Raw genomic sequence first — 9,445 nt, forward strand, 5'->3', positions numbered from 1 at the left:
GCCGCGGCCCCGTCCCCCCCCCCCCCCGCGCCAACATCTCCGCCCGCGGGGGGGGGGGGGCCCCCGCGGCCGCCCCCCCCCCCCCCCGGGGGGGGGGCGCCCCCCCGCCGCGCTGCCTCCCACCGCCGCCGGTACGGCGATGTGAGCCATCGTCGGATTCGGACGGGCCGTCAGTCCCAGCCGTTGTTCATGGCGACCGTGACGGCCCCGCCCCGGGCACCGGTCGCCGCGTCGATCAGCGAGACGGCCGGCGCGACCAGCAGGGTGACGGACAGCACGACCGCGGCCGGAGCGATACGGCGGACGATGGCCATGGCGTTCATTGGAATTCCCCCAATTACCTGCCCGCGAGATGGCGCGGGCACTGACGTGTGAATTCGTGGCGAGCCTGATCCGGCTCGGCACTTTCGGCGGCTTCTCCTTGGTTTCCGAGGAGCTCCCCCTGCCGACACCTCTACTCTCACACGGTCGAGATGGCCTGACCATGGAATCGGTAGGCCAGGGTGTTGCCATGTCACGTTGCTGCCGTCGTCACCCTTCCGCGTCCGGCCCGCCGGACAGCAGGACCTCCCCGAACTGCGGGACGAGCGTCGCCCCGACCCGGACCAGATGCCCGCCCCGCAGGCCCGAGCAGTAGGCCAGGCAGAGCTCCCGGGCGGCCGCCTCGGCCTCCCGGACCAGGGCCCGGGAGAGGAAGAGCGCCGCGCGGACCGCCCCGTCCCGGGGTTCGGCGTAGACGTGCCGCAGCCCGTGGCCGGGTTCGGCGCAGCGCAGCAGGCCGTCGCGGACCTCCTCCGCGGAGGGCCCGTCGGCCGGAATGGCCAGATCGGCCAGGACGATGTGCATGGCTACCCAGGGAGGGATGGCGGGAGGCGGCCGCTGTCGGGGGACCGGCGACCGCCTCCCACCGCGGCGGTCAGTACAGGACCAGGCCGTTGTCGGCCCGGTGGCCGCGGCTGCGGCGGTGGTCGAGGTGCACGAAGGTCCGGTGCAGCCAGCGGTCGTGGCCGTCGTAGCGGGCCTCGAAGGAGGTCCGCCCGTGCACCGACAGGCGGTTGTCCACGAAGGCCAGCTCGCCGGGCTGGAGCACCAGCATCGCCGAGACGTCGAGCAGTGCACCGCGCAGGATCTCCAGGGCCGCCGTGGCGGTCTCGTCCAGACCGGTGGTGGCGCTGAAGTCGACCCGGATGTTCGGGTCGTCCGCCGCGCCCTCCAGCACCGGGTGGTACTCGGTCCCGGCGCCGGCGTGGAAGGACGGCGGCGGCTGCGTCACGAAGCGCGGCTGCATCAGGACCTCGATCACGTTGTCCGGGATGATCAGCAGCGCCCGGCGGATCGACGACACCAGGGTGCCGGCGGTGCCGCTGTGGTCGTTGCGCAGGCAGAACAGCCCGACGTAGTCCGGACGGTGCGGGTGGAAGGCGTTCTCCACGTGCAGTTCCAGCAGCGTGCCGGAGCCGGCGTTGCTCTGCGACTCCTCGCGCCCCGGCACCGGGACGACGTTCTGCACCAGGGCGCCGGACTTCTCCTCGCGGTACGCGACGACCTCGCCCAGGGCCAGGCTGACCAGTGCCGAGATCGCGGCCGGAACGGTGGCCACGCGCTCCACCGACTCCGGGACCGTCGGGGTCACCGGCAGCGCGTCCACGTCGTTCGGCAGGTTGCGCAGGATCAGCAGGCCGTCCGGGCCCGGGTCGTGGCGGTAGCGGCGGACCGCCTCCCGGACGCGCAGCGGCAGCCGCGCGGAGAGCTTGCGGGCGGCTCCCATCCACGCGATCTCGTCGACCATGCCGCGCTCGACCCCGACGAGCTGCACGGCCAGGGCGTACACCTCGTCGCGCTCGGCGTCGGTCAGGGTGACGGCACTGGTGGTGTGGATTGACGACGACAACACCGTGGTCATCGGATGACCCCTTTCAGGCTTCTTCGCCGGTTCTCAACCGGAAGTCAGTCGGACATCGCCACGAGGACCCGGCGTGCCCCCGTGAACGGGCGGCGGCCGTGGCCGACCAGCAGGTTGTCGATCAGCAGGACGTCGCCTTGGCGCCAGTCCACGTCCACGGCCGCCGCCAGACCGCGGTCGCGGACCTGCAGGACGTGCTCGGCCGGGATCGGCGACCCGTCGGCGAAGGCCACCGACTGCGGCAGGTCCTCCTGCGGCATGACCTTGGCCAGGGCGGCCGCGGTCTCGTCGCCGAGCGCGGCGGGGTGCCACTGGTCGGACTGGTTGAACCAGACCTCGGCACCGGTCCTCGGGTGGTGGACGGTCGCCGGGCGGTTCTGGACGATCCGCAGACTGCCGTCCCGCCGCCACTGGCTCACGGCGTGCGAGGCGGCCAGGAACGCGTCCACCTCGTCCCGGTCACCGGTCTCGAAGGTCTCCTGCCAGCTCTTTCCGAGGCCGAGGCCGCCGTGCAGGTTCTGGGTGTACCGGACACCGTCGGCGAAGCGCTCGCGCACCTCGTCGTCGAGCAGCTCCAGCCAGAGCGCCGCGTCGACCACCGGGGTGGCCCCACCGGTCGCGGCGGCCGTGACGCAGCAGAACAGCAGCCGCGCGGGCCACTGGTGCGCGTACGAGAGCTCGTTGTGCATCGAGATGGTGAACTCGGCCGGGTACTCGGTGGAGGTGTAGACGTTGTCACCGACCTTGGTGCGCGGCGAGTTCCCGTGCACGTAGGCGAGGCGGTTCGGCAGCAGCCGGTCCATGACCGGTGCGAGCCGCTCCTCGGTGGCGCCGAAGCCCCGGAACACCAGGGCCTTCTCCCGGTCCAGCAATGACTCCAGATCAGGGCTGGAATCGAGCCATTCGAGCAGCCCGTCGAGGCCCGAGTCTTCGGACACGGACAGTGATTCCGGGCTGATCTCCAACGGCTTCCAGGCGGGACGTGCGCCCAATGCCGCGACCCCCTTCCAGGTCGACAGACGGCCACGCGGAAATCCGTGGCAGGAGGACGGTCCCGAAAGGTCCTATATTCCAGCGATATTCGCACCGCCCGGACCGCGCCCGGGCCGGGGTATAGGGAATCGATAGCAGGCGGGCCAAGGCTGGCGAGCCAATGCCGGAAACGGTCCGATGGCAGCGAGAGGGCCCCTCATGACCATACCGACAGCGACCGACGCGCGCGGGCGGCCCGACCGAACCGGGCCGACGGCCGGCACCGAAGGAACACCGGCCGACGGAACACCGGCCGACGAACCGGAGGCCGCCCAACCGAAGGCCGTTGAACCGGGGGCCGACAAGCCGGGGGCCGCAGGCGGCGCCGACACCGCCCCCGCCGGGGCCGACGCGCCGTCACCCGCCGTGCCGCTGCGCCGGAACATGGACTTCCTGCGGCTCTGGGTCGGCGCCGGACTCTCGAAGTTCGGCTCCACCGTCTCGATGGTCGCCTACCCGATGCTGGTGCTCTGGCAGACCGGCTCCGCCACCGCCTGCGGCTACGTCGCGTTCGCCGCGGCGCTGCCCAACCTGCTGGTCCAACTGCCCGCCGGGGCGCTGGTCGACCGCTGGGACCGGCGCAAGGTGATGCTGGTCTGCGACGCCGTCCGGATGCTCGCCTTCGCCGCCGTCGCGCTGGCCGCCTACCACCACTGGGTCTGGGTGCCGTTCATCATGGCCGCCGCCTTCGTGGAGAGCGCGCTCGGGATCTTCTACTCGACCGCCGAGCAGGTGACCGTCCGCAACGTCGTCCCCGTCGAGCAGCTGCCGGCCGCCCTCGCCCAGAACCAGGCCCGCGGTGCGGCCATCGGCCTGCTCGGCCAGCCGCTCAGCGGGCTGCTCTTCACCGTGCTGCGCTGGCTGCCGTTCGCCGTCACCGCCGTGGCCGACCTGGTCGCGCTGATCTGCCTGACCTTCATCCGCCGCGACCTGCGGGCGGCCCCGACCGGTCCGCCGCAGCGACTGCACCACGAGATCAAGGACGGCGTGGTCTGGCTCTGGCGCCAGAAGTTCCTGCGGATCATGACCGCGGTGTTCGCCGGCAGCAACCTGCTCTTCCAGATGCTGAGCCTCACCGTCATGGTGGTGATCAAGGAGCACGGCGGCAGCCCCGCGGTGCTGGGTCTGGTCTCCGGGGTGGCCGGGGTCGGCGGTCTGCTCGGCGCGCTGGCGGCCGGCTGGTGGGCGAAGCGGGTCGGCCTGTACGCCACAGCGGTGCTGGGCCACCTGGTCTGGCTGGTGCTGATGCCGCTGGTCGCGCTGCTGCACCGGCCGGTGGCGATCGGCCTGGTGGCCGCCGGGATCATGTTCGTCGCCGGGCTGTTCAACGTCTGCGGCGGCGTCTACATGGCCCGGAACACCCCGAACGAGCTGCAGGGCCGGGTGACGGCCACCTCGGCCTTCCTGACCTCCGGGGCCAACGCGCTGGGCTCGCTGGCCGCCGGCTACCTGCTCGCCCGCGCCGGGACCACCTGGACCGCGATCGTCATGGCCGCCGTCCTGCTGCTGCTGACCGCCGCCGTGACGCTCAGCCCGGCCGTCCGGGCGGCCGGGCGGGAGGCCCCGGCGTAGCAGCGCGCGGGAGCCTCCCGGCCGCGCCCGCCGGGAGGCTCCCGCGGTGCCGCCGCCGTCAGCCGGCCAGCAGCTGCGGGGTCCGGGACCGCGGCGCCCCGCGCTGGCTCGGCACACCGCCCGCGCCCGGCGCCGACACCAGCAGCACCACCAGCTCGTGCAGCCGGTACCCGCCCCGCTCGGAGCCGCCCGCGCCGGCCGTCTCCAGCAGCCGGATGTCCACCAGCTCCTCCAGCACCTGCTCCGCCGTCGCCTGCGGCAGCCCCAGCTCCCAGGCGGCCGCCTCGGCGGGGAAGACGCCCGTCCCGAAGGGCGCGAGCCTGGTCAGCACCTGCCGGCCGCGCAGGCTGACCTCGCGCAGCGAGCGCCGGATCGTCTCGCGCACCCGCAGCTCGCCGAAGCTCAGCTCGTCCAGCCGGGTGCTCTGGTCGGCCAGCCGCCCGGCCAGCCGGGACAGCGGCCAGTGCGGCCGGGCCGCCAGCCGCACCCCGGCGATCCGCACGGCCAGCGGCAGGCCCGCGCAGCTGTCCACGATCGCCCGGGCCGACAGCGGGTCCGCGGCGACCCGCTCCGGCCCGACCAGCGCGGCCAGCAGCTCCATCGACTCCCCGTCGTCGAAGACCGGCAGCGCCAGGGTGTCCCGCCCCGAGGCGGCCAGCAGGTGCCGGCGGCTGGTGACGATCACCGCCGACTCGGGCCCGTTCGGCAGCAGCGGGGCGATCTGCGCGTTGCTCACCGCGTTGTCCAGCACCACCAGCAGGCGCGCCCCGGCGCAGTGCGTGCGGTACAGCCGGATCAGCTCCAGCAGTCCCCGGTCGGGATCGGCGGACTCGACGCCGAGGGCGTGCAGGAAGGAGGTCAGCACGGCCTCCGGGGAGCGCGAGGTGCCGTCCTGGTCGGTCAGGTCGGCGTAGAGCTGACCGTCCGGGAAGCGGTCCCGCAGGCCGTGCGCCCGGCGGACGGCGAGCGCCGACTTGCCGACCCCGGCCATCCCGGTGATCAGCGCGCGCCGGGGGCCGGCACCGTCCCCGTCCGACGCCACCAACCGCTCCAGCTGGGCCAGCTCCGCCCGGCGGCCGGTGAAGTCCGCGACGTCCGGCGGCAGCATGGCCGGCGCCGGCCGCCCGGCGGCGGGCAGGCCGAGCCGCACCGGGCCCGACGGCGCCGGGCCGGCGGCCGGCAGACCCAGGGTGCCCTCCAGGACCGCCTGGTGGACGCCGGTCAGGGTGGCCCCCGGATCGATCCCCAGCTCCTCGGCCAGGATCCGGCGCCCGGCGTGGAAGACCGCGAGGGCGTCCGACTGCCGGTCGCACCGGTACAGCGCGGTCATCAGCTGGGCCCTCAGCCGCTCCCGGGTCGGGTGCTCGGTGGCCAGCGCGGTCAGCTCCGGCACCAGGCGCTGGTGCCGGCCGAGCGCGAGCTCCACCTCGACCAGGTCCTCCTGCGCGGCCAGCCGCAGCTCCTCCAGCCGGGGCCGCTCGGCGTCCGCCAGGAACTCGGTCACGTTGCCGAGCACCGTGCCGCGGTAGCGGGACACCGCCGCCCGCAGGTCGTCGGCGGCCTGCGCCAGGTTCCCCCGGGTCAGCGCGTCACGACCGCGACGGGCCAGCCGCTCGAACGTCGTCAGGTCCAACTTGGCCTCATGCGAAACCAGTTGGTACCCACGCGGGCGGCGGACCAGCTCGACGTGCGGCCCCAGGCGCTTGCGCAGCCGGGAGACGTAGGTGTAGATCTGCGCGGTCATCGTGGTCGGCGGGTCCCAGGCCCACAGCATGTCGCTCAGGTGCGTGTCGGAGACGGTCTGGCCGTTCGCCAGCAGCAGGCTGGCGAGCACCGTCTGCGCCTTGACGCCCGGCAGTTCGATGTGGAGGCCCTGGTCGTCGAGGACCTCGACTGGGCCTAGGACGCGCAGTTCCATGATTCCCCCTGTGCTGTGCCGAATTCGTGCGGACGGCCGCGTCCGCGGCGACCCGCGATCCGGCGCGCCGACACCGGCCGGCGGCCCCCCTCTGGATTCTGGGCCGGTCGGGGGGCCCAGTCAGCGGTCCGGCGACGTCAGGACGCTGCACTGGCACGATGTGGTCATGCCCGGGAGGGCGGGCCCGGGGCGATTCGGGGTAGGCCCGGGGGCCGGTCCGGGGCGGTCCGGGGCTTCGGCAACCCGTTGTCGGACCGGGGCTCCGGCCACGGCCGCCGCACACCGACCGGCCCCCGCCCGCCCCGCGCGCGGCGGGGGGACGGGGGCCGGCGGCCGGGCCCTCAGCGGCTCGGCCCAGCCGGGGCTCAGCCCAGCCGCGACTCCGCCTCGGTGGCCTCGTCGATCGCCTGCTGCCAGAGGTGGGCCAGCCGGTTCTGGCCGGTCCACACCGTGGCGAGCAGGTGCTTGACCAGCTCGCGCCCGGTGACCGCGTTGGACAGCAGCACCACGCCGGTGCCGGAGTGCACCCGCAGGCCGGTCATCGCCTGGAACCCGACGGCCTGACCCCCGTGCCCGAACTCCAGGTCGCCGCTGGTGTCGTCGACGATGGTGCTCCAGCCGTAGGAGCGGCCGGACTGCGGGGCGAGCATCCGCCGGACCAGCTCGGCGCCCACCAGGCCGCCGGAGTGCCCCAGGTGGCAGCGCCGCACCTCGACGGCCAGCCTGGCCAGATCGGCCGCGGTGGTCCACAGGCCGCCGGCCGCCAGCTCGGGGTTGAGCACGTACCCGCCGGACACCGGGGTGCCGTCTGCGTGGTGGCCGCGCGCGTACGGCCGGCCCAGCTCGTCCGGGACGGACACCCCGAAGCCACTGCCGGTCATCCCCAGCGGCGCCAGTACCAGCCGGTGCACCAGGGCCGGGAACTCCTCGCCGGTGGCGTCCGCCATGGCCTGCTGGAGCACCGAGTAGTTCAGCGGGATCTGCCGGAAGGTGGCGCCGGGCTCGTCCAGCAGCCGGGCCGGCGGGGTGATCGCCGGCGGGCGCCCGTTCAGCACGTCGAGCACCGTGGGCACCGGGTCGTGGCGGTGGTAGTTCCCGTCGACGTCCGGATGGGGGGCGATGCCGGACAGGTTGGCGATCAGCAGCCGGGGCGTCACCGGGGTCGACACCCCGGGCAGCGCGGGGACCTGCCAGGAGGTGAGGTACTCGTTGACGTCGCGGTCCAGCTCGATCACTCCCGCCTCGACCAGGCGCAACAGGGCGAACGTGGTCACGTGCTTGGAGATCGAACCGGCCGGGAACAGCGTCTCGGCGGTCACCGGTGCGGGGTCCTCCACCCCGAGCACGCCGAACTGCTCGACCGCCGCCAGCTCGCCGTTGCGGATCAGCGCCAGCGAGGCACCCGGGATGCCGTGCCGCGCCATCACCTCGGCCACCCCGGCGACACCCGCCGGGGTGGCCGCGGACCGGCCGCGCGGGGCGGCCGCCGGCCGGTCACCCGCCTGGTCCAGCAGCTCCGCCACGCAGCGCAGCTGCTCGGCGGCGAGGCGCTGGACGGTGGCCGGCTCGTGGACGGCGGTGTTGTACGTCCAGTGCAGGTACAGCCGGCCGTCGTAGACCTCGGCCGCGATGTCGAGCAGGTGGGTCGACGGCGCGTCCGGGGCCGCCCGCAGCTCGATCCGGCCCGGGACGAACACCAGCGGCGGCTCGCCGTCCCGCTCGGCACCGGTGAGCGGCGGCGCGGCGGCCGTCGGCGCGGCCGGGGTGAAGCCGAACCGGACCTCGCCGGTCGGCAGCTCCGCCAGCTCGGCCGCCAGCTCGGCGTCCGGGGCCAGGTAGCGGAGCAGGCCGTAGCCGTGCGCGGGCGCCGGCACCGACCGCAGCCGGCGCGCGACCGCGGTGTGCACGGCGGACAGCTCACGCCCCTTCGGGATCCGCAGCACCACCGGGTGCAGGTCCGCCAGCGGGCCGACGGTGTTCGCCAACTCGGATGCCAGCGCCTGCTGGTGGCGCGGGTCGGTGACGACGTCGAGCAGGATCCGGTCGCCGCCGGCCCACTGCGCCAGGGTCTGGCCGAGGGCGGTCAGCAACGGCTGCTCGGGGCGCGGACCGGCCAGCAGCGCGGCCGTCCGCTCGGCGGGCAGCACGACCGTGACGGTCTCCTCGGTGGCCCGGCACGGCACCTGGTCCCCGACCCGGTCCACCGGCAGCGACACGGCCTCGGCCCGGTCGAGCCAGTACTCCGCCTGCTCGGCCACCCGCTCGGAGTGCGCCTGCTCGCCCAGCTCCTGCGCCCAGGCCCGCCACGGCACCTCGACCGGGGCCGTCAGCACCGGAGCACCCGCCGCCGACCGCGCGTAGGCCGCGTTCAGATCGGCGAGCACGATCGGCCAGGAGGCGGCGTCCGCCGCGAGCTGGTGGATCGTCAGCCACAGCTCGTGACGCTTCTCGTCGTCGAAGCGGACCAGCGTGGCGCGGAGCATCGCCCCCTCGGACGGGACCAGCCCGGCCCGGTCCCGGGCGAGCGCACCGTCGAGCTGGCCGGCACGGTCGGCGGGCGCCACGGTACCGAGATCGAGCACCGTGAGCAGGGCCGTCCCGGCGGGCGCCGGGGCCGGCTCCGCCGACCGGCCGTCGGCGGAGATCCGCAGCCGCAGAGCCTCGTGGCGGGCCACCAGCGCGCCGAGCGCGGCGGCGAGCACCGCTGCGTCGGGCACCCGCCCGAGCGCCAGCCGGACCGTCCGGGCGCCACCGTCGGCCGAGGCCAGCAAACGGTGCTGACTGGGGGTCAGCGGCACGTCTTCCCCGGCCGGACCGGCCGGCTCGGCGTCGATCATGCCCGCCACCTCGGCCAGGCTCTTGGCCTGGAGCATCATCCACAGCGCCAGCGGCACGCCGGCCTCCCGGCACTTGGCCAGCACCTGCACGGCGCGGATGGAGTCGCCGCCGAGGTCGAAGAAGCTGTCGTGGATGCCGATGCGGGGGTGGTCGAGGACCTCGGCCCAGATGGTGGCGAGGCG

Annotated in this window: 7 protein-coding genes; 1 reads left to right on the top strand and 6 read right to left on the bottom strand. The window is 74.6% G+C overall.

The window, feature by feature from the left end; genetic code table 11:
- Positions 1 to 170: 170 nt before the first annotated feature.
- From ABT263_RS38015 to ABT263_RS38030, 4 genes are all read right to left on the bottom strand, one after another.
- On the bottom strand, positions 171 to 314 hold the full coding sequence (locus tag ABT263_RS38015) for a hypothetical protein (RefSeq protein WP_352298320.1): 144 nt from the start codon (positions 312 to 314) through the stop codon (positions 171 to 173).
- 217 nt (positions 315 to 531) lie between these two features.
- Positions 532 to 846, bottom strand: coding sequence for a hypothetical protein (locus ABT263_RS38020; RefSeq protein ID WP_352298323.1), 315 nt, complete (start codon positions 844 to 846; stop codon positions 532 to 534).
- Between the two features lie 70 nt (positions 847 to 916).
- Positions 917 to 1,903 (bottom strand): TauD/TfdA family dioxygenase, encoded by a 987-nt coding sequence (locus ABT263_RS38025; protein WP_329488974.1) that lies wholly within the window; start codon positions 1,901 to 1,903, stop codon positions 917 to 919.
- A gap of 44 nt (positions 1,904 to 1,947) precedes the next feature.
- Positions 1,948 to 2,841: a TauD/TfdA family dioxygenase gene (locus tag ABT263_RS38030; protein ID WP_352298325.1), complete on the bottom strand. Its 894-nt coding sequence runs from the start codon at positions 2,839 to 2,841 to the stop codon at positions 1,948 to 1,950.
- Positions 2,842 to 3,094: 253 nt separating this feature from the next.
- Here ABT263_RS38030 and ABT263_RS38035 point away from each other — a divergent pair, with 253 nt between their 5' ends.
- The gene (locus tag ABT263_RS38035) at positions 3,095 to 4,507 is read left to right on the top strand and encodes an MFS transporter (protein ID WP_352298328.1); all 1,413 of its coding nucleotides are present in this window, start codon (positions 3,095 to 3,097) and stop codon (positions 4,505 to 4,507) included.
- Between the two features lie 58 nt (positions 4,508 to 4,565).
- Here ABT263_RS38035 and ABT263_RS38040 read toward each other — a convergent pair whose 3' ends face one another.
- Both ABT263_RS38040 and ABT263_RS38045 read right to left on the bottom strand, forming a co-directional pair.
- On the bottom strand, positions 4,566 to 6,425 hold the full coding sequence (locus ABT263_RS38040; RefSeq protein ID WP_352298331.1) for an AfsR/SARP family transcriptional regulator: 1,860 nt from the start codon (positions 6,423 to 6,425) through the stop codon (positions 4,566 to 4,568).
- 365 nt (positions 6,426 to 6,790) lie between these two features.
- Positions 6,791 to 9,445: serine hydrolase (locus tag ABT263_RS38045; RefSeq protein WP_352298334.1), on the bottom strand; the 2,655-nt coding region annotated here is incomplete at its 5' end.

Source organism: Kitasatospora sp. NPDC001603 (genome assembly GCF_040298365.1).
Lineage (GTDB): Bacteria > Actinomycetota > Actinomycetes > Streptomycetales > Streptomycetaceae > Kitasatospora.

What these genes read in the sequence shown, in the direction of transcription:
- ABT263_RS38015 (WP_352298320.1), bottom strand. Translation starts at nt 314, where the DNA reads ATGGCCATCGTCCGCCGTATCGCTCCGGCCGCGGTCGTGCTGTCCGTC.
- ABT263_RS38020 (WP_352298323.1), bottom strand. Translation starts at nt 846, where the DNA reads ATGCACATCGTCCTGGCCGATCTGGCCATTCCGGCCGACGGGCCCTCC.
- ABT263_RS38025 (WP_329488974.1), bottom strand. Translation starts at nt 1,903, where the DNA reads ATGACCACGGTGTTGTCGTCGTCAATCCACACCACCAGTGCCGTCACC.
- ABT263_RS38035 (WP_352298328.1), top strand. Translation starts at nt 3,095, where the DNA reads ATGACCATACCGACAGCGACCGACGCGCGCGGGCGGCCCGACCGAACC.
- ABT263_RS38040 (WP_352298331.1), bottom strand. Translation starts at nt 6,425, where the DNA reads ATGGAACTGCGCGTCCTAGGCCCAGTCGAGGTCCTCGACGACCAGGGC.